Below are 24,688 nucleotides of genomic sequence, written 5' to 3' on the forward strand. Positions count from 1 at the left end.
GGCCGTGACCGAACGGTTGGACGGCCCGAAGGTCCCGCCCGCGACGACCGCGGGCGGGGCCGCCACCGGACCGGCTGATACCCCCCCAACGAAACGACGCCTCGGCCCCTCGCCGGCGGTCGCGATCGCCTTCCTCCTCCCGGCGGCGCTGCTGCTCGGGATCTGGGTGGTCTACCCGATCGTCTACTCGATCATCCGCAGCCTGTTCGACGCCAAGGGCTCCGGGTTCGTCGGGCTCGGCAACTACGCGACGATCTTCACCGACAGCGGGATGCTGACGACGATCCGCAACAACCTCATCTGGGTCGTCGTCGCGCCGATCATCGTCACCACGATCGGCCTGATCTTCGCGGTGCTGACCGAGCGCATCAAGTGGGCGACGGCGTTCAAGCTGATCGTGTTCATGCCGATGGCGGTCTCGCTCATGGCCGCCGGCGTGATCTTCCGCCTGGTGTACGAGCAGAGCCCCGACAAGGGCCTGGCCAACGCCATCCTGACGACCGTGCACGACACGTTCTCCTCCTCGCAGGGCTATCCCGAGGCCCGGCCGCGCGAGGGCGACCAGTCCCCGGTCGCCGCCGACCAGGGCGGCGCCGTCGTCACCAAGCAGCCCGCCCAGGCGGGCCAGCCGGTGCTGATCCCCATCGTGGGCGTCAAGCCCGCGGTCATGCCGTCGAACGCGGCGCCGGCGAAGGCCCCGCAGCCGGGCAACGCGCTGTCGGGCGTCGTGTGGTTCGACTTCACGGCGGGCGGCGGCGGCACGAGCGGCCAGGTGGACGGCACCGAGAAGGGCCTGCCCGGCATGACCGTCGAGGCCGTGCGCGGCAACGAGGTGGCCGGCACCGCCACGACCGCCGAGGACGGCTCGTTCCGCTTCGAGGGCCTGCCGGCCGGCTCCTACACGGTGCGGCTGCCGAAGGCGAACTTCGAGGCGGCCTACGGCGGGCTCTCCTGGCTCGGCCCGACCCTCATCACGCCGGCCATCATCGGGGCCTTCGTGTGGGTGTGGGCAGGTTTCGCGATGGTCCTGCTGGCGGCCGGTCTCGCGGCGATCCCGCGTGACGCGCTGGAGGCGGCCCGCATGGACGGCGCGACGGAGTGGCAGGTGTTCCGCAAGATCACCGTGCCGCTGCTCTCGCCGGTGCTGCTCGTCGTCTTCGTGACGATGATCATCAATACGCTGAAGGTGTTCGACCTTGTGTTCATCATCGCGCCGGCCTCGGTCCAGCCACAGGCGAACGTGGTCGCGCTGGAGATGTGGCGGGTGTCCTTCGGCGGCGGCAACAACCAGGGGCTCGGCAGCGCGCTGGCCATCTTCCTGCTGGTTCTGGTCCTTCCCTTCATGATCATGAACATCCGCAGGTTCAGGAGGGAGAACACATGACCACCGCCACCGCGAGCGCGCCGTCCGGCGCCACGTCGAGCCTGGGGGCCGGCGCGCCCCGCCGGGGCATCGCCAGTAAGATCGTCGACCGCCTGGGCAGCGGTGCCGTCCAGGTCGTCATGGTGATCCTCGGCCTGTTCTGGCTGGTGCCGACGCTGGGCCTGATGGTGGTCTCGCTGCGGACCAACCAGGTCAACAGCGCCGAGGGCTGGTGGACGATCTTCACCAAGCCGGCCGAGCTGACCATCGACAGCTACAAGAACCTGCTGAGCGGCGGCTTCTCCGCCTCCTTCTGGAACACCGTGCTCATCACGGTGCCGACCACGGTCCTCGTGATCGGCATCGCGGCGATGGCGGCCTACGCCTTCGCCTGGATGGAGTTCCCCGGCAGGGACACCGCGTTCCTCGTCGTGGTGGGCCTGCTCATCGTGCCGATCCAGATCGCGCTGATCCCCATCGCCGTGCTCTACGGCAACGTCGGGATCTTCGGCTCGATCCCGGGCGTGGTGCTCTTCCACGTGGCGTTCGGCCTGCCGTTCGCGATCTTCCTGCTGCGGAACTTCTTCGTCGGCATCCCGGCCTCGCTGCTGGAGGCCGCGCGCATGGACGGTGCCTCGGAGTGGAAGATCTTCGCGTCCGTGGTGTTCCCGCTGGGCAAGCCGGCGATCGCCTCGCTGGGCATCTTCCAGTTCCTGTGGGTGTGGAACGACATGCTCATCGCGCTGGTCTTCGCCGACACCGGGAACCAGCCGATGACCAAGTACCTGCAGTCGCAGATGCGGCAGTTCGGCTCGAACATGGACATTCTCTCGTCCGGTGCGTTCCTGTCGCTGATCATCCCGCTGATCCTGTTCTTCGCGTTCCAGCGGTACTTCGTCCAGGGCATGATGTCCGGCTCCGTCAAGTGACGGACCTTCACGGGCGCCCGCCACGGGGGCGGGCGCCCGTGATCATTCCGGGCGTTCGGCTCACAAGGCGTACCAGACCTAGATAAGCTCAACGGCCATGGCCGGTCGTCCACTCAATGAAATCGTCGAAGCCGGATGGGCTGCGGCGCTCGAACCCGTCGCCGAGCAGATCGCCCTGATGGGCGAGTTCCTGCGCAAGGAGCTCGCCGAGGGCAGGCAATACCTCCCCGCGGGGAGCGACGTGCTCCGCGCGTTCAGTCAGCCCTTCGACGACGTCAAGGTGCTCATCGTCGGCCAGGACCCCTACCCGACGCCCGGCCACCCGGTCGGGCTGTCGTTCTCGGTGGCCCCCGACGTGCGGCCGCTGCCGGGGAGCCTGGTCAACATCTACAAGGAGATGGAGAGCGACCTCGGCCTGCCCCGTCCGTCCAACGGCGACCTCACGCCGTGGGCCGACCAGGGCGTGCTGCTGCTCAACAGGGTCCTCACCGTCATGCCCGGCAAGCCCGCCTCGCACCGCGGCAAGGGCTGGGAGCAGGTCACCGAGCAGGCCATCCGCGCCCTGGTGGCGCGGAACAAGCCGATGGTCGCCATCCTCTGGGGCCGCGACGCCCGCAACCTCGCCCCCATGCTCGGCGAGGTGCCGCGCGTCGAGTCCGCCCACCCCTCCCCGCTGTCGGCGCGTAGCGGCTTCTTCGGCTCCCGGCCGTTCAGCCGCGCCAATGAGCTGCTGGTCAGGCAAGGCGCGGCGCCCGTCGAGTGGAAGCTGCCCTAGAGTCGTCGCCATGACTGATGAAGAACCGAAGTACCTCCGCCTCACGGTCGAGCTGACCGTCGAGGTGCTCGACATGAACGCCCTCCAGGCCGCGGCGCTCGCCGAGATCCGCCACCCGGACGCCGACCTCACCGAGGAGGAGCGCACGGAGCAGGCCGAGCTGGTCAACGCCGACGACACCGGCGCCTCGGCGCTGCAGTGGCTGATCGAGCCGGACCACGTGCTGGCGCTGGTCGACCACATCGCGGAGATCGAGCCGCGGGAGGCCGTGCTCGGCGTGGAGCCCTCCGAGGGGCTCAGTGACGAAGAGGACGAGGAGCACGACCACGACCACGGGTGACCGTGCCGGGGTGAGCGGTGGGCCACGACGTTCGACGGCGTCGTGGCTTTTCGCTTCTCCCGGCCTTTCTCCTGCTCAGCTAGGATCAGCTTCGTGATCGTCGCATTCTCCATCACCCCGCTGGGCGTCGGCGAAGGGGTCGCCGAGCCGGTGGCCCGCGCCGTCAAGGTGGTCCGCGACAGCGGCCTGCCCAACCGCACGGACGCCATGTTCACCACGATCGAGGGCGAGTGGGACGAGGTCATGGCCGTGGTCAAGCGGGCCGTGGACGCCGTCGCCGAGGTCGCGCCCCGGGTGAGCCTGGTGCTCAAGGCCGACCTGCGCGAAGGGGTCACGGACGGCATGACGACCAAGATCGAGTCCCTGGAACGCCACCTGTCCTGACGCTCGGTCCCAGGGGTCGTGCGGCTCGCGCGGCCGGATGCCGGGTGCCGTGCGGCTCGCGCGGTCAGGCGCCGGGTGCCGCGCGCGGCTCGCGCGGCCAGGTGCCGGGTGCCGTGCGGCTCGCGCGGTCAGGTGCCAGGCGCCGTGCGGCTCGCGCGATGGCGGCGTACGGCGTCGCGGTTGGCGCACCGCGGCGAGCAGTAGCGCTGCCGGCCGGTGCGCGAGGTGTCGGCGAAGATCGCCGCGCACTCGCCGACCGCGCACCGCCTGAGCCGGTGCATGCCCCGTCCCACCAGGTGCAGCGCGGTGCCCACGGAGATGAGCGCGAACAGCACCGCGCCGAGCGGCTGCCGGTCGTCACGGTAGTGCAGGTGCCAGTCGCCCGCGTGGTCGGTCATGCGGGGGTAGGCGGCCGACTCCGCCAGCATGCGGTTGACCAGCGTGGCACGCTCGTGCTCGTCGCCGGTGTCGACGACCTTCTCCCAGGCGTCCAGGACCGCGTGCACGCGGACCAGATCATCCGGCGTGACCGGGCGCTCCAGCACCATGCCCGCCTCGCGGCAGCGGCCGGCCAGCTCCGCGGGCGTCGCGGGGCGGCGGTTGGCCAGGTCGGCGGCCAGCTTGACGGCATCCTCGCCGTAAGGGTTGAGATGCATAAGGCCATTACATCAGGCTGACGCCATGACACACCACACCGGCAGACGGACCCACCGGCCTGCCCGTCCGGCACCTTGCCTGGTATCGGGCTCGCGTGCATGACGAAGCCCGCGCCCACTGACCCACCCGCCGGCTCCTCCCCCACTCCCGCCCTGGCCTCCCGTGAGACGGTCGACGCTGGAGGTGCCGGGTGGCATGCCGGGCGGTACCGGTGGGTGGTGCTGGCCGCCGCCACGTTCACCCAGGCCGCCTCCGGCTTCTTCGTCCAGGGCATCGGGGCGATGGGCGTACACCTGCGGGACGACCTGGACCTGAGCACCGCCCAGCTCGGCCTTCTCCTCTCGGCCGCCCAACTGGCGCCGCTGGCGGGCCTGCTGGTCGCCGGAGAACTGCTGGACCGCTACGACGAACGCTGGGTCGTCGGGGCGGGCGCGTGCGTGGTGGCCGCGAGCCTGGCGGCGGGAAGCCTCGCGCCCGGGTACGCGGCCCTGCTGCTCGTCCTCCTGGTCGTGGGCGCGGGATACAGCACCGTCCAGCCCGGGGGCAGCAAGTCGGTGGCGTCCTGGTTCGACACGTCCCGGCGGGGTCTCGCCATGGGCATCCGGCAGGCGGGCCTGCCGCTGGGGGGTGTGCTCGCGGCGGCCGTACTGCCCGCGCTGGCCGCCTCGGCCGGGTGGCGGGCGACGCTGGCGGCGGGGGCGGCGGTCGCGTCCCTGGGCGCGATCACCTTCACAGCCTTCTGCCGCCGCCCACCCCTCCCCCCGACCAACCCCCAAACCGACACCCCCACTGACATCCGCCCTCACGCTGACACCCACATCGACACCCACGCGCGCACGGACGCTGCCACCGAAGCCCGCGCCGGCACGAGCACCAGCACCGGTGATGGCACCAGCACCAGCGCCGGCGATCTTCCCCCGCCGCCACCCGAACCGCAGCCCGGCCCACGCCACCGCCCCACAGGGCAGCCCGGATCGCGGTCCCGCGCGTCCGAGTCCTCTGCGCGGCTGCGTCTGCTGCGGGAGCCGGCCATGGTCAGGATCCTGGTGTCCGGGACGAGCCTGGTGGCGGTGCACAGCGGCATCGGCGCTCTGACCGTGCTGCACCTGCACGAGACGGCGTCCCTCGCACCCGGCACGGCGGCCCTCGTCTTCGTGGCCGTGCAGGCGGCGGGCGCGGCCGGCCGGATCTGCCTGGCCGCCTGGAGCGACCGCAGCCGATCCGGCACCTCCGCCGACCGCCACCGCCGATTCAGCCGATCCGGCCGCTACTCCTCGGTGCTGGCCTGCTTGGTCGCGGTGATCGTGGGCCTGGTCGCGCTCGCCACCCCCGCCGGGCAATCCCCAGTCGCGGCTTCCCTCCTGTTCGTCTGGCTCGGGTTCTTCGGCATCGGCTGGTACGGCCCCTGGGTCGCCCACCTGGCCGAGTCGGCGCCGCCGGGCAGGACCGGGTTCGCCCTCGGCTTCGCGATGGCCGTCAACCAGATCGCCATCATCCTCACCCCACCCGCTCTCGGCCTGCTCAAGGACGTCTCCCACGGGTTCGCGCCGTCGTGGGGCCTGCTCGCCGCTCTGTCGGCGGTCGCCCTGGCCCTCACGGTCCGCTCCCCGACTCCGCGGCCCCGCCCGTAGCGGCCGTACGAAGACCTCACTCCCCAGTTTCGCGATATGTCTTGACCGGCTTCGCGGACGCGACATATCGTGTCGCTCGCCACAAACGCGATAGTACGCGTCACCGGAGGTGGAGAGCAATGGAGCAGGAGCGAGTGCCGGTCCTTGTGGTCGGCGGGGGATACGCGGGGCTGAGTGCGGCGATGCTCCTGGCCTGGCGGGAGGTGCCGGTCATGTTGGTCGAACGGCATCCGAGCACGTCCATCCAGCCCAAGGCGTTCGGCGTGGGCCCGCGCGCCGTGGAGCTGCTGCGTCCCGTGCCGGGCGTGGAGGAAGCCCTGTCCGGCATCTGGGCCGGCATCGGCGACGACATGCGCATCGCCATCGCCAAGAGCCTGACCGACCCCGCCCCTCACATGATCATGGCCAGCGAGGACGAGGACATGAGCTTCCTCGCCAAGGTCACCCCGGCCGCCCAGATCGGCGCGCCCCAGGCCGAGATCGAGCGCGTGCTCCGTCACGCCGCCGAGGAGCTGGGCGCCGACCTGCGCTTCTCCACCGAGCTCAGCTCCCTCGACCAGGACGAGGACGGCGTCACCGCCCGCATCCGCACCGGCGACGGGGAGGAACGGCTCGTCCGCGCCGACTACGTGGTGGCCGCCGACGGCTACCGCAGCCCCCTACGCCGCGCCCTCGGCGTGCCCACCTCGGGCAAGGGCGAGCTGGGCCAGATGTGCTCGATCATGTTCGACGCCGACCTCGGCGGCCTGGTGCGCGAGCGCGAGGTCACCCTCTGGTATCTCCAGAACGACGTCTTCACCGGCGTCATCGTGACCGGCACCGGCGTCGGCGCGCACGTCCTCGGCGTCAACCTGACCGATGGCCAGACCGAGGCCGACTTCACCGACGAGCGCTGCGTCGAGCTCGTCCGCGTCGCGACCGGCCGTCCCGGCCTCGACGTGCGGCTGCTGGACCGTACGACGTTCGGGCTGGCCCACATCCTGGCCGACACCTACCGCGCCGGCCGGGTCTTCTTCGCCGGGGACGCCGCCCACACCATGCCGCCCACCGGCGGCCAGGGCGGCAGCACCGCCCTCCAGGACGGCGCCGACCTCGCCTGGCGGCTGTGGCTCGTCGTCACCGGCCAGGCCGGACCGGGCTTCCTCGACACGTACGACGCCGAGCGCCGCCCCATCGGCGCGCTGACCGCCGACGCGCAACTCGCCAACCTCGGCGTACGCATGCCGCCGGCGGCCCGCGTCGGCTACCCGGAGCCGCTCGCCGACCCGGTCGGCGCCCTGATCGGGCACCGCTACCACTCCACGGCGATCCTGGACGAGCCCGGCGACGACGGCTCCATCATGGAGGACCCCCGCGTACCGAACGGCCGGCCCGGCAGCCGGGCACCGCACGTGATCCTCGACTGGGAGGGCCAGCGCATCTCCACCATCGACCTGTTCGGCTCGGGCTTCGTCCTGATGGCCGACAGGCAGGGCGGTCACGCCTGGATGGACGCCGGGCGCATGGCGAAGGAACGGCTCGGGGTGCAACTGACCCGCCTGCTGGTGGGCGAGGAACTGCGGGACGTGGAGGGGTGCTGGCGGGAGCGGTACGGCGTCAACGGGGACGGCGCCGTCCTGGTCCGCCCGGACGGGTACGTCGCCTGGCGATCCCCGTCCATGGCGGACGACCCCCTGGCCACGCTGGAGCAGGTCCTGCGCACCATCCTCAGCCGCTGATCCCACCCAGCGGCGGCGGTCGGCCGTCCTTGAAACGCCGTCCAGCCACTCCACTTCAGGCCGCAACGCTGATCCCTCGGTAGCCCGGTGATCCTCATGCGGATGACGCGGCCAGCACGGCGGGTGGGTCACTCAGGGTTTCGCCCGGGCGGTGATAGGCGAGGACAGCTTCTCGGGGCGGGTGCGTGCGCCGCAGCTCCCCGCGGCGGGTGCGCAGTAACCCCCGCGGCAGGTGCGCAGCACCTCCTCACAGCGGGTGGGCAGCTCCTCGCGGGCAGGTGTGCAGCAGCTCCTCACAGCGGGTGCGCAGCTCCCCGCGGGCAGGTGTGCAGCAGCTCCTCACAGCGGGTGCGCAGCAGCTCCTCGGAGCCGGTGCGCAGCGGCTCCTCGCGGCGGGTTACGAGCTGAACCGACCTCGGGCAGGATCAGGCGGCGGCCAGGGTGGGGGTGGAGGTGAGCGTGGCGTGGTGGGCGCCTCGGGTGGCGCAGAGCCAGGCGTTGACCGAGCCGGTGAAGCCCGAGGGTGGGCCGACCTTGAGGCGGGTGACCTGCCCTGCGCCAGGGGCCGGGCCGACCTTGAGGCGGCGGATGCTGCCGGTGCGGCCGAGCTCGCCCTGATCCGCGTCGTACGGGGTCAGTCGGACGCCGAACGGCGCGCCCGTGCCCTCCGGCCGGATGTGGAGGAAGTCGTCGAGGCGGCGGTGCGGGGCGCCGGGATGGGCCGCGAGGTAGGCGAGCTGGTCGGCGACCAGGTGGTGGGCGACCGTGCGCAGGAGGTGGGTGGCGCACAGGCTATGGGCGCAGGCCGCGCCGTCGAGGGTGATCTCGGGCAGCGCGAACCTGCGCAGGCCGCGGGAGGTCATCCGGAGGCAGTCGCAGCCGGCCGTGTCGGCGGGGTCCCACGGCGGGCAGGTGGCGGCGTCGTGCACCTGGACGTCCCAGCCGAGCCAGTCGTCGCCAAGGTCGAAGCGTGGCGGCTCGTCGGCGCGCCGTCCGCGGGTTGGTACGTAGGCGCCGGTCAGAGGGTCGATCAGGACGCCGTCGCAGGCGTCGGCGAGGGCCCTGGCGACCGCGCGGGCCGTCTGCGCGATGGCGGGCAGGCGGTGCGGAGGCGCGGTGGCGGCGACCACGAGGTGGGCCATGGTGCGGCGCAGGCGCCGCAGGTGGTCGGCGGGGAGCGTCGCCCCTGCCGGTCTCCAGGGGGTGGCGTGCCGGGTGATGGTCAGGAGGCCGGCGCCCATCGCGGTGAGCGCCGCCCTGCGATGCGCCGGCGCGATCCGCCAGGGCACGAGCGAGCCGGGGTCCGCCGGAAGCCGGGCCACGGCGATGACGAACCGGGATGTCAGGGTGCGGGGCAGCGGAAGGACGATCTTCATGGGGTGGCCTCCGTGGCTCATGGTCGTGGTCGTGGTCCTCGGATCGGGTTCCCTGCGGGTGATTGCGGGACCCAGGATCGGGGACGGAGGCCGGGCCGCGGGGCGGCGAACGGGATTCTGTGGATGACGGTGGCATCGCGGCCCCAGCCTGTGGACAGGCGAGAGACTCCACAACCGCATGTGCGGGGCCCGCGCCCCAGGCGGCCCTACGTGCGCGCGTGAGCAACCCAGGTCGAGGGCCCAGGTCAGGAGGCCGGATCGGGGCCAGAGTCAGGCCCCAGGTCTGGGGCCCAGGTCCGGGATCCAGACCGTGGGCCCAGGTCCGGGATCCAGGTCCGGGATCCAGGTCCGGGATCCAGGGCTGGGATCCAGGTCCGGGATCCAGGTCCGGGATCCAGGGCTGGGATCCAGGGCTGGGATCCAGGGCTGGGATCCAGGGCTGGGATCCAAAGCCAAGGTCCCAGCTCAGCGGCCCAGCTCCGTCTCCGGACAAAAGACAGCTGGCACCAGGCTCAGGACGTATCGGGTCAGGCCGTGTCGGGGCGGGTGATGGTCAGGGACTGGCCCGGGAGGTGTAGGCGGCCGTCCTCGTCCGCTCGCACCGGATCGTCCGACGCCAGCAGCACCGCCCCCGCCGCCACCGGCACGCTCACCGCCTCCTCCGCGAAGTTCACGCTGACCGCCAGCTCCCCCCGCCGCATGACCAGCCACTTCCCGCCCGGATCGACGTCCACCCTGACCCGCTCCAGCCGCGGGTCCGACAGCTCGGGCAGGGCCTTGCGCAGGGCGATGAGGTCGCGGTACCAGCACAGCAGCGACCAGTGCGCCTCCTCCTTGAGCTCGGTCCAGTCCAGCTTGGACCGCAGGAACGTCTCCTCGTCCGACGGGTCGGGCGCGTCCCACACGTACCCGAACCCGTCGAACTCGCGCTCCCGCCGCTCCGCCTCGCGCTCCCGGAGCCGGGGCTCAACGTGGTCGGAGAAGAACAGGAACGGGGAGCGCGCACCCCACTCCTCCCCCATGAACAGCATCGGCGTGAAGGGCGAGGTCAGCAGCAGCCCGGCCCCCAGCTTCAGTGCCGCGACGGGGAGCCGGTCGCCGCGCGGCCGGTTGCCGATCTGGTCGTGGTTCTGCAGGCAGGCCACCAGCCGGTGGCCGGGCACGCCCGCGTACGACCGCCCGTGGGAGCGCCCGCGGAAGCTGGAGTACGTCCCGTCGTGCAGCACCCCGCCCGTCAGCACCTTGGCCAGCGCGGGCAGCCCCGCGAAGTCCTCGTAGTAGCCGTGGCTCTCGCCGCTGACCGCGCAGTGCAGCGCGTGGTGGACGTCGTCGTCCCATTGCGCGTTCATGCCGAGCCCGCCCGCCTCCAGCGGCAGCACCATGCGCGGGTCGTTGAGGTCGGACTCGGCGATCAGCGTCAGCGGCCGGCCGGCGGCGCAGGCCAGCGCGTCCACCTCGGCTGCCAGCTCGGCCAGCAGGTGCGTGGCGCGGGCGTCGTGCAGCGCGTGCACGGCGTCGAGCCGCAGCCCGTCCACGTGGTAGTCGCGCAGCCACTGGAGCGCGTTGCCGATGAAGTAGCGCCGCACCTCGTCGGAGCCTGGCCCGTCCAGGTTGACCGCCTCGCCCCAGTAGCTGCCGGGGAAGCCGGCGAAGTACGGTCCGAACGGGCGCAGGAAGTTCCCCGACGGCCCCAGGTGGTTGTGGACGACGTCGAGGATCACGCCGAGCCCCGCCCGGTGGCAGGCGTCCACGAACGACTTGAGCCCGTCGGGCCCCCCGTACGTCTCGTTCACCGCGTAGAGGTCGACCCCGTCGTACCCCCAGTTGCGCCCGCCGGGCACCGGCGCGACCGGCATGATCTCCACGAGATCGACGCACAGCTCGACGAGGTGGTCCAGCTTCTCGATCGCCGCGTGGAACGTGCCCTCCGGCGTGAACGTCCCGACGTGCAGCTCGTAGATGACGGAACCGCGCAGGTCCCGCCCCTTCCAGTCGTGGTCCGACCAGGTGAACCTGGCGTGGTCGTAGACCGCGCTCGGCCCGAAGACGCCGTCCGGCTGCCGGCGCGAGCGCGGGTCGGGGTAGGGCCCGTCGCCGTCCACCATGAACGCGTACGCAGTGCCGTGCTCCGCCCCCTCGACCTCCGCCGACCACCAGCCGCCGGCCCCGGGGGACATCGGCCGGCGTGAGCCCCGCACGTCCACCTCGACCGTCGTGGCGTCCGGCGCCCAGACCTCAAAGATCATGTCTCTCCAGCAGTGCGACCGGATACTGACCGAGCAGGTGCGCGAGCGGGACGCGGCCGGTGTGGACGGCGCCGGTGAGCAGGTCGCGCCATGTCCCCGGGGGCAGGGAGAGCGTCGTGCCGCCCCACCCCGTACGGGCCAGCCGCACCGGCAGCCGGGTGGCGACGGCGACCGCCCGGGGCAGCCCGCGCTCGTCCTCGCCGCGGGCGAAGGCGACCGCGTGCTCCGCCGCCGGCCCGTCCGCCTCCAACGGCAGGTACGCCGCCCCTCCCCCGAGCCGCCGCCGCAGCCGCAGCGCCTGCCGGGTGAGCAGCAGCTTGGCCTCGTCCCATCGGGTGGCGGGCTCGGCGGGGAAGCCGACGGGACGCCGGTTGTCCGGGTCGACCAGCGAGAAGTCGCTCTTCTCGTTGCCCTGGTAGACGTCGGGCACGCCGGGCATCATGAGCTGCACGAGCTTGGCGCCCAGCGAGTTCGACATCGCATGCGGCTCGATGCGCTCGGTGAACTTGCCGATCGGCAGCCGCACCGCCGCCTCGGCGAACTCGCGCAGCCCCCGCTCGTACGCCGGGTCGGGAGCGACCCACGAGATCCTGGTCTTGGCCTCCCGTGCCGCCTTGAGCAGGTAGTCCGTGAACCTTTCGGCCGAGATCGGCCAGGCGGCCATGAGGTTCTGCCAGGCCAGGTAGTCGAGGTGGGGGTCGAAGCTGACGGCCGCCGACCACTGCCCGACCGCGTCGGCCCACTCCTCCGGCAGCTCCGACAGCACCGACAGCCGCGCCCTGACGTCCTCGGAGCGTTTGGTGTCGTGCGTGGAGAGCGTCGTCATCGTGTACGGCTGCATCCCGGCGCAGAACTCGTGGAACTCCTCCACGGACGTCCCGAACACGTCCGGCTCCCCGCCCACCTCGTTGAGGCAGGCCAGCGGGAACCACCGGTAGAGCGCGGTGTCCTCCACACCCTTGGCCATGACGGGGCCGCACGCCTGCTGGAAGCGGGTGATCGTCTCCGCCGAGCCGTACAGCACCTCGTGGACCAGCGGCCCGACGTCTTCCGCCGAGCAGGACGCGGCGGCCAGCTCGACGATCTCGACGGACTCGGGGGGCGGCGGCTCGCCGGGCACCACGTACGCGCGGTAGACCGGCATCGCGGCCAGCAGCTCGCGCACCGCCTCGGGCGCGCAGCCCGCCGACCTGGCCAGCCGCTCGACCTCGGGGCGGAAGAACAGCTCCAGCACCTCGCGCTTGGACTCCTGCATGACCCGCCGGTAGTCGGCGGGCTGCCCGGTCAGCTCGGTGAACAGCCGGACCAGCGCCTCCCCGCCTTCCGGATCGACGAACAGGCCGTTGACCCGGTTGAGCACCTCGTAGCCGGTGGTGCCGTCGCAGGGCCAGTCGGCGGGCAGCCGCTCGGGGCCGATGAGGATCTTCTCGACGACCGTCCAGGTCTTCTCGCCGGTACGGGCGCGCAGCCGCTCCAGGTAGCCGCGCGGGTCGGCGAGGCCGTCGGGGTGGTCGATCCGCAGCCCGTCCACCAGCCCCTCGTCGAGCAGCCAGAAGATCACCTCGTGCGTGGCGAACAGCACCGCCGGGTCCTCGACGCGCAGCCCGATGAGCGTCGAGACGTCGAAGAAGCGCCGGTAGCCGGGGCCCTGCCGCCAGTCGACCAGCCGGTAGTGGCCAGGGTGGGGGAAGGTGTGCTCGTGGTAGCGCAGCACGTCGCCGTCCACGACCGGCTCGGTGTCGTCGCCCAGCACCGGCAGCGCGACCTTGCCGTCCTCGTCCCACGCGACGTCGAACCAGGCGGCGTACGGCGAGTCGCGGCCGTCCTTGAGCACCGACCAGAACGCGGGGTTCTCCGTGTTCATGTGGTTGGGGACGATGTCGACCACCACCCCCAGGTCGTGCGCGGCGAGCACCTGCGCCATCTCCCTGAACCCGCTCGCCCCGCCGAACGCCTCCCGGATCCTGGAGTGGTCGGTGACGTCGTAGCCGTGCCGCGACCCCTCCGCCGCCTCCAGCACGGGCGACAGGTAGACGTGGCTGACGCCCAGGTCGCGCAGGTAGCCGGCGATCCCCGCCACCTCCGCGAAGCCGAAGTCGGGGGTCAGCTGCAGCCGGTACGTCGAGGTCGGCCGCCTAGACACGGCGCAGCACCCGTACGCTCCGGCCGGGGACCTCGATCGCCTCGCCGCCGCGGCAGATCCGCACGTCGAGCATGATCGGCATCGCCGTGTCGATCTCCGTGTGCCACATCTCGCCGTAGTCCTTGGGGATCGTGAACTTGATGGTGTCGTGGTGGGCGTTGAACAGCAGGAGGAAGGAGTCGTCGCGGATCGGCCGGCCGCGCCGGTCGGGCTCGGTGATGGCCTCGCCGTTGAGGAAGACCGCGAGCGACTTGGCGTAGCCGACGTTCCAGTCGCCGTCCGTCATCTCCTCCCCTGACGGGGTGAGCCAGGCGATGTCGTTGAGGCCGCGTACCGGCTTGCCGTAGAAGAACCTCCTGCGGCGGAAGACCGGGTGCTTCTTGCGCAGCTCGGCGAGCCGCTGGGTGAACTCCAGCAGCAGCCAGTTCTCGCGCACGTCCGACCAGTCGACCCAGGTCAGCTCGTTGTCCTGGCAGTAGCCGTTGTTGTTGCCCTTCTGGGTGCGGCCCAGCTCGTCGCCGTGGGAGAGCATCGGGACGCCCTGCGACAGGAACAGCGTGGTGAGGAAGTTGCGCTTCTGCTGCTCGCGCAGCGCCTCGACGGCGATGCCCGCCGCGCCCTCCTCGCCGCAGTTCCAGGACCTGTTGTCGTCGGTGCCGTCGCGGTTGCCCTCCTTGTTCGCCTCGTTGTGCTTGTGGTTGTACGAGACGAGGTCCTGGAGGGTGAAGCCGTCGTGGCAGGTGACGAAGTTGATCGAGGCGGCCGGGCGGCGGCTGTCGTCCTGGTAGAGGTCGCTGGAGCCGGTGAAGCGGGAGCCGAACTCCGGCAGCGTGGCCGGCTGCCCCCGCCACAGGTCGCGGATGGTGTCGCGGTAGCGGCCGTTCCACTCCGTCCAGCGGGAGGGGAAGTTGCCGACCTGGTAGCCGCCGGGGCCGACGTCCCACGGCTCGGCGATCAGCTTGACCTGCGACAGCACCGGGTCCTGCTGGACCAGGTCGAAGAAGGCGCTCAGCCGGTCGACCTCGTGCAGCTCCCTGGCGAGGGTGGAGGCGAGGTCGAAGCGGAAGCCGTCGACGTGCATCTCGATGACCCAGTAGCGCAGCGAGTCCATGATCATCTGGAGCACGTGCGGCGAGCGCATGAGCAGGCTGTTGCCGGTGCCCGTGGTGTCCATGTAGTAGCGCTTGTCGTCGTCCACGGTGCGGTAGTAGTTGACGTTGTCGATCCCGCGGAAGCCCAGCGTGGGGCCCAGGTGGTTGCCCTCGGCCGTGTGGTTGTAGACCACGTCGAGGATCACCTCGATGCCCGCCTCGTGCAGCGCCCGCACCATCGCCTTGAACTCCAGCACCTGGCCGCCGCGCTGCCCCTGGCTGGAGTAGCGGTTGTGCGGGGCGAAGAAGCCGATCGAGTTGTAGCCCCAGTAGTTGGACAGCCCGCGATCCTCCAGGATGTGGTCCGTCACGAACTGGTGCACCGGCATCAGCTCCAGCGCGGTCACGCCGAGCTTGGTGAGGTGGTCGAGGATCTCCGGGTGACCGAGGGCGGCGTACGTGCCGCGCAGGTGCTCCGGGATCTTCGGGTGGCTGATCGTCAGCCCGCGCACGTGCGCCTCGTAGATCACCGTGTCGTGGTACGGCGTCGCGGGCGGCCGGTCGTGGCCCCATCCGAAGAACGGGTTGATGACGATCGAGCGCTGGACGTAAGGGGCCGAGTCCATGTCGTTGCGGGTGTCGGGGCTGCCGAAGCGGTAGCCGTACACCGCCTCGTGCCACTTCACGTCGCCCTCGATGGCCATCGCGTACGGGTCGAGCAGCAGCTTGTTCGGATTGCAGCGCAGGCCGTGCTGCGGTTCGTACGGCCCGTGGACCCGGTAGCCGTAGCGCTGCCCCGGCCCGATGCCCGGCAGGTAGCCGTGCCAGATGAACCCGTCCACCTCGGTGAGCGGCACCCGCGACTCGACGTTGTCGTCGTCGAACAGGCACAGCTCGACCTTGTCGGCGACCTCGGTGTAGAGGGAGAAGTTCGTCCCCGCGCCGTCATAGGTCGCCCCGAGCGGATATGGGTCTCCCGGCCAGACTTCGATCATCGAGGCTCCCTTGCGGTCTCTCCCCATGTTCTGTTCCCCCCGCGTCACCCGACAAGCAGCCGGGCCAGCACTGCCCGATCCCGGACATTCCAGTCATCCCAGTCATCCACTGTCCTCTCGGGCTGTCCTCTTCGGGCGCGACCCGGACATGAGTGAGCCGCCTCCGGCGGCGCGGTTGCCGGAGGCGGCTCACTTTCACAGCCCACCCCAGGCGGGCCCCCTACCCCGGCGGCCTCTCGACTGGCGCCTGGTGGTAGCACCCAGGGCAGACTGCGGACTCGGCCGGAGACGGACCCCGTCGTCCGCCTCCGCCGCTCATCGGGCCCTCGTACGCCCCCCGCGGGCATACGCACCCGGACTCACGCGGGTGAACGTCACCGGCGAATTGTCGGTCAAGTTGCTAAAATCGGAGGGAGATCATCCAGTGCTCTGGCAGGAGCGGATGATCGCTGACTGGGAAACGCGGCAAGTCACGTCCCAGCCCGGCGTCCCGGGCGGCTCTCATGGGTCGTCCGGGACAAATGTGGTCGCGGCATTTTCGAGAAGCTGCTTCTGATCTTCGTCATCGCCCCTTCCTGGTAAGCCCGCTGAAGGTTTACCCTGCTTCGGCCAGAAAGCCACCTGCAGATGGCAATTGCCATACGAACGTGCCGGTGACGTTTACCTAACGTTGGATCATGAAAACGGTGGGTATGATCGCGGTAAAACCCTCCGCCGCTTCTCGGAGCTGCTCCTCGAAAGGGGTGCGATGGCCTTCCCGAACCCCACGCTCAGGCAGCGCCAGCTGGCCATGCGCCTGCGCGAGCTGCGCCACGAGAAGGGGCTCAGCGCGGCGGAGGTCGCCGAACAGCTGCTCTGCTCCCCCACCAAGATCAGCAGGATCGAGCGCGGCCAGCGTCCCGCCAGCCTGCGCGACGTCCGGGACCTGTGCCGGCTCTACGGCCTGGCCGAGCCCAAGATGACCGAGCTGATGACCCTGGCCAGGGAGGCCCGCCAGAAGGAATGGTGGCAGACGCTCGAAGACGTCAAGTTCGCGCCCATGCTGGGCCTGGAGGCGGGCGCGACGGCGATCACCGAGTACGTCATCCAGCTGGTGCCGGGGCCGATGCAGACCGAGGACTACGCGCGGGCGGTCATCCGCGGCTGGCTGCCGCGCATCGCGCCCGACATCCTGGAGGAGCGGGTCCAGGCGCGCGGGAAACGCAAGAGCGAGCTGCTGTTCAGGGCCGACCCGCCACGCTACTGGGTGCTCCTCGACGAATCGGTGCTCCACCGCAACGTCGGCAACGGGCAGGTCATGCGGGCCCAGCTCCAGCACATTCTCGAGCTCGCGGAGCTGCCCCACGTCCGCATCCAGGTCATCCCCTTCACCTCGGGGGCGCACATGGGCTTCGACAGCCCGTTCCGTTTCCTGGAATTCGGCCGAAACTCCGACATCGCAGACACCGTCTTCGTAGAGCACCAAATGGGTCTTTTCTACCTCGAAAGCGACAAAACGATTAGGCATTTCGAGGAAGTCATCGACCACTTGAGGGCCGAGGCGCTGGGTTTCCAGGAGTCCTTGAACCGCGTCGCAGAAATGCTGACAAAGTTCTCATAGAACCATATAACGGTCCAACTCGAAACTCCTTGCCCGCGCTCCTCTGGCAATTGTCAGACGGAAGTGCCACTCTATGCATGACACTTGAGACGCCTAAGGGCGTCTTCCTTACCGCGTACTGGTCGTGCCCGAAATTATTCGGAACGTCGCAGCGCTCTTGATAGTGCACGGAGGAGAGAATGTCCACCCGGCCACACTCTGACGCAATCCGCCATTGGCGAGCTTCGTCTTTCTGCAACGGTGGTAGTTGTGTCGAGGTAGCCCTGCTCTCCGCCGACACCGTAGGCGTCCGCGACAACAAAAACCCTGATGGCCCGGTCATTGTCTTCGAGACGAGCGCCTGGAACGCCTTCCTCGGACGCATCAAGGGAACGCATCAGGGCTGAGAGCGCGATATCACCGGGCGGTCACCTCAGGGGTGGCCGCCCGTCACTTTTGACACCCGTCCCCACTCCCGGTCACCGGCCCATGAATTCGCCTCCCTTATTCGGGGTAAAATGCCCGACGGCGCAATACCTCTACAGCCGACCCCCAGGAGGTAGTGCATGACTCGCTCGCCTGCTCTCGACCATGCCTACTGGCACAGTTGCAACGGCGGCCAATGCGTCGAAGTCGCCGTGCTGGACGGCAAGGTCTGGGTGCGGGGCAGCCAGGACGCCAACGGCGCCGTCCTGCCGTTCTCGGTCGACGAATGGTCCGACTTCATCCGCGGGGTGAAGGACGGGCGCTTCGACCTCGAACGGCTCGCCCCCGGGGCCTGACCGGCCTCGACGTTCTCACGGACCCGAATCCGGGGCGATCGGGTTTCAGCTCGCGCACCCGGGCAATATGCCGACCTCATGGGCGGTTTCAAGCAATTCTTACTCCGTGGCAACATCGTCGAGCTGGCGGTGGCGGTGATCGTCGGCGCCACCTTCAGCGGGCTCGTCCAGGCGCTGGTCACCGACCTGATCACCCCACTGATCGGCGCCATCACCGGCGGCAGGCAGCCGAACTTCGCCAACTACTCCTTCACCGTCAACGGCAGCGTGTTCAAGTACGGCGACTTCCTCAACCACCTCATCACGTTCCTGATCATCGCGGCGATCGTGTACTGGCTGGTGGTGGCGCCGATGACGCGGCTGATCCGATGGGTGGAGCGGGACAAGAAGTCCTCGACGAAGGAGTGCCCCGAGTGCCTCAGCGAGATCCCCGTGGAGGCGCGGCGGTGCGCCAACTGCACCGTGGAGTTGGTGCCGAACTCGGAAAAACCGGTGTAGCCGCGCGCGGGCCGCGAAGCGGGTCCGACAAGATGGACAGATGAGCGTTGAGTTGATGGTCTGGGACGAGCCGGAGCCGATCGGCAGGGATCAGGCCCGCGCCACCTACCTGGCGGTCAAGCGCGCCGAGCCCGGCGACGGATCAGGCGTGGTGCCCGAGGTCGTCAAGGAGCTGCCCGGTGAGGTCCGGCTCTACCCGGACGGTCACGTGCTCGTGTCCATGGACCTCGACAGCATGGACGAGGTGTCCGCACAGGTCTTCGCGATCGCGCGGGCGCACGGCCTGGTGTGTTACGACCCGCAGCGCGACCTCGTGCACAACGTCGCGCCGCTCGGCGTGTACGAGGGCATGCAGCTGCACACCGGCGACGGGATGATCGTGCACGATCCGGACCTGGGGCTGGTCGACGACGTGCTGGGCACGCTGTCGGCGCAGAACCCGTTCGCCGCACTGGTGAACTTCGGGCGGCACTTCATCCAGGTGTCGCCCGGCTACGAGCTGGAGTACAAGGAAGGGACGCTGGTCAGGACGACGGTGGCCGAGCTGGAGGAGGTGCGCCGGGCCTTCCGCGAGTACGCGACCGGCGACCGGTCCTTCCTGACCCGCCACGAGTGGGCCCAGTAGAAGTGGGCCCAGTAGCGGATGCGGCAGGATCAGAGCCCATGAGAACCCTGTACCCGCCCATCGAACCCTACGACTCCGGACTGCTCGACGTCGGCGACGGCAACCAGATCTACTGGGAGACCTGCGGAAACCCGGACGGCAAGCCGGCCGTGATGCTGCACGGCGGGCCGGGCGGCGGGTGCAGCGCCAAGCACCGGCGGCAGTGGGACCCCGAGCGCTACCGGATCGTCCTGTTCGACCAGCGCAACTGCGGCCGCAGCACGCCGCACGCGAGCGACCCGGCCACCGACCTGTCGGCCAACACCACCTGGCACCTGGTGGCCGACATGGAGCGGCTGCGCGAGCACCTCGGGATCGAGCGGTGGCAGGTGTTCGGCGGCTCGTGGGGCAGCGCGCTGGCGCTCGCCTACGCGGAGACGCATCCGGAGCGGGTGAGCGAGCTGGTGCTGCGCGGCATCTTCACGCTGCGCCCGCAGGAGCTGCGCTGGTTCTACCAGGAGGGGGCCGGCTTCCTGTTCCCCGACCTCTGGCAGCGTTATCTGGCCCCGATCCCTGAGGAGGAGCGCGGCGATCTCCTCGCGGCCTTCCGCAGGCGGCTGGAGGGCGACGACGACGCGGCCCGGCTCGCGGCGGCCAAGGCCTGGGCCCAGTGGGAGGCCGGGACGATCACGCTGCGGCCCGACCCCGCCCTGGTGACCGAGTTCGGCGAGGACCGGTTGGCGGTCGCCTTCGCCAGGATCGAGAACCACTACTTCAGCCACGGCGGCTGGTTCGGCCCCGAACAGCTCATCCGGGACGTGGACAAGATCCGCCACATCCCCGCGGTGATCGTCCAGGGCCGCTACGACGCCTGCACCCCCATGGCCACCGCCTGGGACCTGCACCAGGCGTGGCCGGAGGCCGAGTTCCACGTGGTGGACGACGCCGGGCACGCCTACACCGAGCCCGGCATCCTGGACCGGCTCATCGCGGCGACAGACGCGTTCGCACCAGACGTACGGCAGGGGTGAACGCCCCCACCACCAGCAGGGCGAACAGCGGCGCGAGCGCGGCCCCGAGCAGGAAGCCCGCGATCACGTCGTGCGGGTAGTGCACCCCCACGAACACCCGCGAGAACGCCATGACGACGGCCAGCGGGACGACCAGCCACGCGAGGGCGCGCCAGACGAGCACGAGCGTGGCCGCCGCGCCCGCCGCGATCACCGAGTGGTTGCTGGGAAAGGACCAGTCGGTGGCCGGCGGGCAGGCCGCGATGGTCGTGGTCACGCCCCGGCAGGGCCGGTCCTCGCGTACGAGGACCTTGACGACCTCGCTCAGCACGTACGCCAGCACGATCCCGACCGGCCCGGCGATCACCAGGGCCAGATCACGCGCGGGCGCCCGCCACGCGCGCAGGAACGCCAGCACGAACAGCGCCGCGAACAGGAATAACCCCGCGTCGGTCCCTACCTCGGCGAGCGTGTGCAGCCACGCGGGCGTGCTGGAGGCGAAGTCGACGATGTCGCGGTACACCAGTGTCCAATCCGTGAACGGGCAGTGGACACGACCTTAAGGACTCCGGTGGTCGAGCGCCTCGACCTTATGGCGGAATGTTGGGAAAAAGTCAGCAAGCTCAGCTGAGGAGCAGGCTTGTGAGCTGCGCCTGGCGGCTCTCCAGCTCGCCCCGGGTGATCAGCCCGCGGTCGAAGGCCTCGGTGGTGGCGTCGCGCTCGGCCACGTAGTAGGCGGCCATGATCTCGCTGCGGAGCGGCGTGAACCCGCGCTCCACGCAGCGGGCGAACACGGTCACCTTGCGCTCGACGGCGTCGGCGGGGACGGTGCAGGCGAGGTCGCGTTCCCGGAGCTGCTGAACCGCTTGACTGAGGGTGACCTGACCGAGTGACCCGTTGAACGTGGTGTCAAGAGTGATCTTCACTTTCTTTGCGCCTCCACAGGTTTACAACGTTCCGCACGATGCCGCGTATTCCCTGCTCAAAGCGGGTAAGAGGGCATTCATGATCGGAGAGCACGTGATCGTCGGCTACACCGGCGAGCCGGGCGGGCGGGAGGCTCTGGCCCTGGGCGCGGCGATCACGCGGGTGACCGGCGGCGAGCTCACGGTGGCGACGATCTACCCGCCCGGGAGCCCCGGGCTGGCCGTGGAGGCGCAGGCCAACCTGGCGCACGCGGCCGAGGAGCTGGGGGACGCCCCCGCCGGATACCTCGCCTACGAGAGCCGGGGCAGCGGGCGCGGCCTCGCCGTGCTGGCCAGCCGGATGCGCGCCGACCTCGTGGTGGTCGGCTCGGCGGGCGGCGGGCAGCACGGGCGCATCGCCGTCGGCACCACCGCCGACCACCTGCTCCACCTGTCGCCGGAGGCGGTCATGGTGACGCCCGCCCAGTACGCCCCGCCCGAGGAGCCCGGCCGGCTCACCCTCGCGTACGTGCACCGGCCGCAGTGCGACGCCGCCGTCGAACGGGTGGCGCAGGCGGCGCTGCGGCTCGGGGTGCCGCTGCGGCTGATCACGTTCGACCTGCGTACCGAGGACCAGAGCAGGCTCAGGGACGACCTCGCGCTCGCCGTCCGGCTGGCGTGGGAGAGCACCGGCATCGAGGCGGAGGCGGAGGTGGCCGAGGGCCACGACGTGGCGGCGGCGATGGCCGGCGTCGAGTGGCTGCCCGGCGAGCTGCTGGTCTGCGCGGCCAGCGAGGACGCCCAGCCGCACCGGGTGTTCCTGGGCGAGCTGGCCATGAAGATGCTGCGCGCCTCCCCCTGCCCCGTCACCGTGCTGCCGCGGGGTTTCTCCTAGGCTGCTGCCCGTGCTTGTCGCGCGGGTGATCGTCGTCGCGGTGCTGGCCGCTTTGTCCAGCGTGTACGTCCTGGCGGGCGCGCCGGGGACGGCGCTGGTCTTCGCCGTGCAGTGCCTGCTCACCTTCTGGTCGCGGTCCTGGTGGCTGGTGGCCGTGCAGGCCGCGCTGGTCTGCTGGGTGACGCTGGGCTCCGGGGCGTCGGTCGTGGTGTTCGGCTTCCTGGCCGGGTCGCTGCTGGTCACCCGGCTGTGGGCGGCCGCGCCGCTGGTGGTGTTCGGCGCGGTGGTGATCGCGTACGCGCGGACCGGCGACGTGCCGCGCACGCTCGACCTGGCGGTCACCACGGTGCTGATGACGTTGATCGTCCCCGGGCTCATCCGGCTGGTGCAGCGGGTGGACGAGCTGCACGGCACCCGCCCGGCGCTGGCCGCGGCGGCCGTGGGCGAGGAGCGGCTGCGCATCGCGGCCGAGCTCAACGACGGTCTGGGCCGCGGCCTGGCGGCGATCATCGCGGGCGTGCGGCGGGCCGTGGCGGCGCCGGCCGGGGCGGGTGAGGTGCTGGGCGCGGTGGTGGCGGAGGCGCGGCGGTCGCTGGCGGAGGCGCGCTCGGCGGCGGCCGGCTACCGGGCGATGTCGCTCGGGCCCGAGCTGACGACGGCCAGGGGCATGCTGGAGGCCGCCGGGGTGGCGGTGGAGGTGCGGGCCGGGCACGAGGAGCCGCTCGGGCCGGCCGGGGCGCTGCTCGCCGCGGTGCTGCGGGAGGCGGTCACGGACGTGGTCCGGCGCGGGGCGGCCCGTACGTGCGTGATCGAGACCGCCGAGGAGGGCGGCCGGGTGCTGCTGCGCGTCCGCGACGACGGCCGCCGCACGGCCGAGGACGGCGACGGGCTGGCGGACCTGACCGCCCAGGTGCGGGCCGCGGGCGGCGAGCTGACGAGCGACCTGTCCCCGCAGGGCCACTACACCGTACGGGCCGCGCTCCCCGCCCCCGAGGCGGGCGGTCCCGACCGGGCCGGGCTGGGCCTCGCGTCGGTGGACGTGTCGGTGTGGCTGCTGGCGGCGGTGCTCGTCGGGTTCAGCGTCAAGGCGCTGCTCCTGATCCCGCCGCACCTGCTGCTCCCGGCCGCCGCGACGCTGGCCGTGATCGTGGTGATGCAGCTCAGGTCGGTGTCCGGTCGGCACATGGCGGCCCTGTCCGTGATGGCGGTGCTCACCTTCGCGCCGATCCCGGTCTTCGGCCCGGTGTGGCTGGGCGTGGGCGGGTTCCTGGCGGGCCCGGTGCTGCTGGCCTTCCGCCCCTGGATGGCCTGGCCGCTGGCCGGGGCGGTCGTCGCGGCCACGGGCGCCGTCACCGTCCACCTAGCCCTTCCGCTGCCCGAGGCGGTGAACGTCACGGTGAGCAACGTCGTCACCGGCCTGGTGGTCTACAGCCTGCTCCGCCTGGCCCAGCTCGCCAGGGAGCTGGAGGCGGCGAGGGAGAGCCTCGCCCGTTCCGCGGTCGTCGAGGAGCGCCTGCGCGCGGCCCGCGACCTGCACGACCTCCTGGGCCACAGCCTGGCCGCGATCCTGCTCAAGTGCGAGCTGGCCCGCCGCCTGCCGCCGGAGCGGGCGCGGGCGGAGCTGGCGGACGTCCTCGCCATGGCCGAACGCGCCGAGCACGACCTGCGCGCCGTCTCCGGCGAGCACCGCGACCTGTCGCTCGCCGCCGAGGCGGACGCGGCGCGGGCGACCCTGGCCGCGGCCGGCGTCGAGGTCACGGCCGAGCTGGCCCACCCGCCGCTGCCGCCGGAGGTGGAGACCGCGCTGAGCGCGGTGCTGCGCGAGGCGGTGACGAACGTCCTGCGGCACAGCCCGGCCGCCCGTCACTGCTCGATCGTCACCACCGGTGACGGCGGCCTGGTCCGGCTCACCGTACGCAACGACGGCGCGCGGGCCGCTCCGGCCCGTCGCGGCTCCTCCGGCCTCGGCAATCTGACCACCCGCCTGGCCGCGCTCGGCGGCCACCTCAGCACGGGCGTCGAGGACGGCCGGTTCGTCCTGGAGGCCCGGGTGCGGGCGTCAGATCCAGCCGCTCTCGGTGGCGATGCGCACGGCGTCGGTACGGTTGCGCGCGTTTAGCTTGGCCACGATCGCCGTGAGGTAGTTCCGCACGGTGCCGGGCGTCAGGTGGAGCCGGGCGGCGATGTCCGGCGCGTCGGCCCCGTCCGCCGCCAGCCGCAGCACGTCGGCCTCGCGCGGCGTGAGCGGGTTGTCGGCGAGGTCCCAGGCGGTGACCGCGAGGGCCTTGTCCAGCACCCGCTCGCCCCGGGCCACCGCCCGGATGGCGGCGACCAGCTCCTCCGGCGGGGCCGTCTTCAGCAGGAACCCGCCGACCTGCGCCGCGAGCGCCCGTTTGAGGTGCCCCGGCTTGCCGTAGCCGGTCAGCATGAGGGTGCGGCAGGCGGGCACCCGGGCCCTGATCTCGGCGGCGGCGGCCAGCCCGTCGAGCGCGCCCGGCATGTCGATGTCGAGGACGGCCACGTCGGGCCGCCCGACGGCGGCCGCGTCCACGGCGGCCTGCCCCGACTCGACCGCGGACACCACCTCCAGGTCCTCCTCCAGGTCGAGCAGGGCCGCGAGGGCGCCGCGGATCACCGCCTGGTCCTCGGCCAGCAGTACACGAATCACGGCACACCAATGTAGGGGTGTCCGGTTCATGACGACGTCATGGGTGATCGGTGACGGTGTCTCTGGGACGCGCCGCGTCCCGCCGACAGGCTTGAGCAC

At 71.1% G+C, this 24,688-nt stretch carries 23 protein-coding genes; 15 read left to right on the forward strand and 8 right to left on the reverse strand.

Annotated features, from left to right (window positions below; translation table 11 throughout):
* Positions 1-4: 4 nt before the first annotated feature.
* The 5 genes from ABD292_RS20600 (at position 5) to ABD292_RS20620 (ending at position 3,791) form a co-directional block, all read left to right on the forward strand.
* On the forward strand, positions 5-1,384 hold the full coding sequence (locus ABD292_RS20600; RefSeq protein WP_344209524.1) for an ABC transporter permease subunit: 1,380 nt from the start codon (positions 5-7) through the stop codon (positions 1,382-1,384).
* Entirely contained in the window at positions 1,381-2,292 is a 912-nt protein-coding gene (locus ABD292_RS20605; protein WP_344209526.1) for a carbohydrate ABC transporter permease, read from the forward strand. Before ABD292_RS20600 ends, ABD292_RS20605 begins: the two co-directional genes overlap by 4 nt.
* A 97-nt stretch (positions 2,293-2,389) precedes the next feature.
* Complete coding sequence (locus tag ABD292_RS20610) at positions 2,390-3,067, forward strand: uracil-DNA glycosylase (protein ID WP_344209528.1); 678 nt, start codon at positions 2,390-2,392, stop codon at positions 3,065-3,067.
* A gap of 10 nt (positions 3,068-3,077) precedes the next feature.
* A complete protein-coding gene (locus ABD292_RS20615; RefSeq protein ID WP_091090760.1) occupies positions 3,078-3,407 on the forward strand; it encodes a hypothetical protein in 330 nt (109 codons plus the stop codon).
* A 93-nt stretch (positions 3,408-3,500) separates the two neighbouring features.
* Positions 3,501-3,791 carry an MTH1187 family thiamine-binding protein gene (locus ABD292_RS20620; RefSeq protein WP_344209530.1) on the forward strand — a complete coding sequence of 97 codons (291 nt, stop codon included), beginning with the start codon at positions 3,501-3,503 and terminating at the stop codon, positions 3,789-3,791.
* Between the two features lie 128 nt (positions 3,792-3,919).
* On the opposite strand, the gene ABD292_RS20625 is transcribed toward ABD292_RS20620, so the two are convergent.
* Complete coding sequence (locus ABD292_RS20625) at positions 3,920-4,447, reverse strand: CGNR zinc finger domain-containing protein (protein WP_344209532.1); 528 nt, start codon at positions 4,445-4,447, stop codon at positions 3,920-3,922.
* Between the two features lie 99 nt (positions 4,448-4,546).
* Between ABD292_RS20625 and ABD292_RS20630 the strand changes: the two genes are divergently transcribed.
* Entirely contained in the window at positions 4,547-6,079 is a 1,533-nt protein-coding gene (locus ABD292_RS20630; protein WP_344209534.1) for an MFS transporter, read from the forward strand.
* Positions 6,080-6,198: 119 nt separating this feature from the next.
* The gene (locus ABD292_RS20635) at positions 6,199-7,797 is read left to right on the forward strand and encodes an FAD-dependent monooxygenase (RefSeq protein WP_344209536.1); all 1,599 of its coding nucleotides are present in this window, start codon (positions 6,199-6,201) and stop codon (positions 7,795-7,797) included.
* A gap of 425 nt (positions 7,798-8,222) precedes the next feature.
* Here ABD292_RS20635 and ABD292_RS20640 read toward each other — a convergent pair whose 3' ends face one another.
* The 4 genes from ABD292_RS20640 to glgX all read right to left on the reverse strand — a co-directional run bounded on the left by ABD292_RS20640 (position 8,223) and on the right by glgX (position 15,648).
* The gene (locus tag ABD292_RS20640) at positions 8,223-9,173 is read right to left on the reverse strand and encodes a hypothetical protein (protein ID WP_344209538.1); all 951 of its coding nucleotides are present in this window, start codon (positions 9,171-9,173) and stop codon (positions 8,223-8,225) included.
* 527 nt (positions 9,174-9,700) lie between these two features.
* Positions 9,701-11,419 carry a malto-oligosyltrehalose trehalohydrolase gene (gene treZ / locus ABD292_RS20645; protein WP_344209540.1) on the reverse strand — a complete coding sequence of 573 codons (1,719 nt, stop codon included), beginning with the start codon at positions 11,417-11,419 and terminating at the stop codon, positions 9,701-9,703.
* The gene (treY, locus tag ABD292_RS20650) at positions 11,409-13,562 is read right to left on the reverse strand and encodes a malto-oligosyltrehalose synthase (RefSeq protein WP_344209542.1); all 2,154 of its coding nucleotides are present in this window, start codon (positions 13,560-13,562) and stop codon (positions 11,409-11,411) included. The genes treZ and treY overlap by 11 nt, the downstream gene beginning before the upstream one ends.
* Complete coding sequence (glgX, locus tag ABD292_RS20655) at positions 13,555-15,648, reverse strand: glycogen debranching protein GlgX (protein WP_344209544.1); 2,094 nt, start codon at positions 15,646-15,648, stop codon at positions 13,555-13,557. The genes treY and glgX overlap by 8 nt, the downstream gene beginning before the upstream one ends.
* A 748-nt stretch (positions 15,649-16,396) precedes the next feature.
* Here glgX and ABD292_RS20660 point away from each other — a divergent pair.
* From ABD292_RS20660 to pip, 6 genes are all read left to right on the forward strand, one after another.
* A complete protein-coding gene (locus tag ABD292_RS20660) occupies positions 16,397-17,248 on the forward strand; it encodes a helix-turn-helix domain-containing protein (RefSeq protein ID WP_344209546.1) in 852 nt (283 codons plus the stop codon).
* Between the two features lie 179 nt (positions 17,249-17,427).
* On the forward strand, positions 17,428-17,634 hold the full coding sequence (locus ABD292_RS20665) for a DUF397 domain-containing protein (protein ID WP_344209548.1): 207 nt from the start codon (positions 17,428-17,430) through the stop codon (positions 17,632-17,634).
* A gap of 159 nt (positions 17,635-17,793) precedes the next feature.
* On the forward strand, positions 17,794-18,009 hold the full coding sequence (locus tag ABD292_RS20670; RefSeq protein ID WP_344209551.1) for a DUF397 domain-containing protein: 216 nt from the start codon (positions 17,794-17,796) through the stop codon (positions 18,007-18,009).
* A 78-nt stretch (positions 18,010-18,087) separates the two neighbouring features.
* Complete coding sequence (gene mscL / locus ABD292_RS20675; protein ID WP_344209553.1) at positions 18,088-18,507, forward strand: large conductance mechanosensitive channel protein MscL; 420 nt, start codon at positions 18,088-18,090, stop codon at positions 18,505-18,507.
* 40 nt (positions 18,508-18,547) lie between these two features.
* Complete coding sequence (locus ABD292_RS20680) at positions 18,548-19,132, forward strand: hypothetical protein (protein ID WP_344209555.1); 585 nt, start codon at positions 18,548-18,550, stop codon at positions 19,130-19,132.
* A 38-nt stretch (positions 19,133-19,170) separates the two neighbouring features.
* Entirely contained in the window at positions 19,171-20,142 is a 972-nt protein-coding gene (gene pip / locus ABD292_RS20685) for a prolyl aminopeptidase (RefSeq protein WP_344209557.1), read from the forward strand.
* On the opposite strand, the gene ABD292_RS20690 is transcribed toward pip, so the two are convergent.
* A complete protein-coding gene (locus ABD292_RS20690) occupies positions 20,096-20,644 on the reverse strand; it encodes a phosphatase PAP2 family protein (RefSeq protein WP_329584161.1) in 549 nt (182 codons plus the stop codon). The two genes, pip and ABD292_RS20690, sit on opposite strands and share 47 nt — an antisense overlap.
* 100 nt (positions 20,645-20,744) lie before the next feature.
* Positions 20,745-21,047, reverse strand: coding sequence for a hypothetical protein (locus ABD292_RS20695; protein ID WP_344209562.1), 303 nt, complete (start codon positions 21,045-21,047; stop codon positions 20,745-20,747).
* Between the two features lie 79 nt (positions 21,048-21,126).
* Here ABD292_RS20695 and ABD292_RS20700 point away from each other — a divergent pair, with 79 nt between their 5' ends.
* The gene (locus ABD292_RS20700) at positions 21,127-21,921 is read left to right on the forward strand and encodes a universal stress protein (RefSeq protein WP_344209564.1); all 795 of its coding nucleotides are present in this window, start codon (positions 21,127-21,129) and stop codon (positions 21,919-21,921) included.
* Positions 21,922-21,931: 10 nt separating this feature from the next.
* Positions 21,932-24,040, forward strand: a complete 2,109-nt coding sequence (locus ABD292_RS20705; RefSeq protein ID WP_344209566.1) for a sensor histidine kinase — start codon at positions 21,932-21,934, stop codon at positions 24,038-24,040.
* Here the strand turns inward: ABD292_RS20705 and ABD292_RS20710 are convergent.
* On the reverse strand, positions 23,981-24,589 hold the full coding sequence (locus tag ABD292_RS20710) for a response regulator transcription factor (protein WP_344209568.1): 609 nt from the start codon (positions 24,587-24,589) through the stop codon (positions 23,981-23,983). The genes ABD292_RS20705 and ABD292_RS20710 overlap by 60 nt on opposite strands.
* Between the last annotated feature and the right edge of the window lie 99 nt (positions 24,590-24,688).

It is taken from the genome of Nonomuraea bangladeshensis, from assembly GCF_039529455.1.
Classification (GTDB): domain Bacteria; phylum Actinomycetota; class Actinomycetes; order Streptosporangiales; family Streptosporangiaceae; genus Nonomuraea; species Nonomuraea bangladeshensis.

Excerpts from the sequence above, each read along its gene's own strand:
- ABD292_RS20605 (WP_344209526.1), top strand. The coding sequence starts at position 1,381 with ATGACCACCGCCACCGCGAGCGCGCCGTCCGGCGCCACGTCGAGCCTG.
- ABD292_RS20610 (WP_344209528.1), top strand. The coding sequence starts at position 2,390 with ATGGCCGGTCGTCCACTCAATGAAATCGTCGAAGCCGGATGGGCTGCG.
- ABD292_RS20615 (WP_091090760.1), top strand. The coding sequence starts at position 3,078 with ATGACTGATGAAGAACCGAAGTACCTCCGCCTCACGGTCGAGCTGACC.
- ABD292_RS20625 (WP_344209532.1), bottom strand. The coding sequence starts at position 4,447 with ATGCATCTCAACCCTTACGGCGAGGATGCCGTCAAGCTGGCCGCCGAC.
- ABD292_RS20630 (WP_344209534.1), top strand. The coding sequence starts at position 4,547 with ATGACGAAGCCCGCGCCCACTGACCCACCCGCCGGCTCCTCCCCCACT.
- ABD292_RS20635 (WP_344209536.1), top strand. The coding sequence starts at position 6,199 with ATGGAGCAGGAGCGAGTGCCGGTCCTTGTGGTCGGCGGGGGATACGCG.
- ABD292_RS20640 (WP_344209538.1), bottom strand. The coding sequence starts at position 9,173 with ATGAAGATCGTCCTTCCGCTGCCCCGCACCCTGACATCCCGGTTCGTC.
- treZ (WP_344209540.1), bottom strand. The coding sequence starts at position 11,419 with ATGATCTTTGAGGTCTGGGCGCCGGACGCCACGACGGTCGAGGTGGAC.
- glgX (WP_344209544.1), bottom strand. The coding sequence starts at position 15,648 with ATGATCGAAGTCTGGCCGGGAGACCCATATCCGCTCGGGGCGACCTAT.
- ABD292_RS20660 (WP_344209546.1), top strand. The coding sequence starts at position 16,397 with ATGGCCTTCCCGAACCCCACGCTCAGGCAGCGCCAGCTGGCCATGCGC.
- ABD292_RS20665 (WP_344209548.1), top strand. The coding sequence starts at position 17,428 with ATGTCCACCCGGCCACACTCTGACGCAATCCGCCATTGGCGAGCTTCG.
- ABD292_RS20670 (WP_344209551.1), top strand. The coding sequence starts at position 17,794 with ATGACTCGCTCGCCTGCTCTCGACCATGCCTACTGGCACAGTTGCAAC.
- mscL (WP_344209553.1), top strand. The coding sequence starts at position 18,088 with ATGGGCGGTTTCAAGCAATTCTTACTCCGTGGCAACATCGTCGAGCTG.
- ABD292_RS20680 (WP_344209555.1), top strand. The coding sequence starts at position 18,548 with ATGAGCGTTGAGTTGATGGTCTGGGACGAGCCGGAGCCGATCGGCAGG.
- pip (WP_344209557.1), top strand. The coding sequence starts at position 19,171 with ATGAGAACCCTGTACCCGCCCATCGAACCCTACGACTCCGGACTGCTC.
- ABD292_RS20700 (WP_344209564.1), top strand. The coding sequence starts at position 21,127 with ATGATCGGAGAGCACGTGATCGTCGGCTACACCGGCGAGCCGGGCGGG.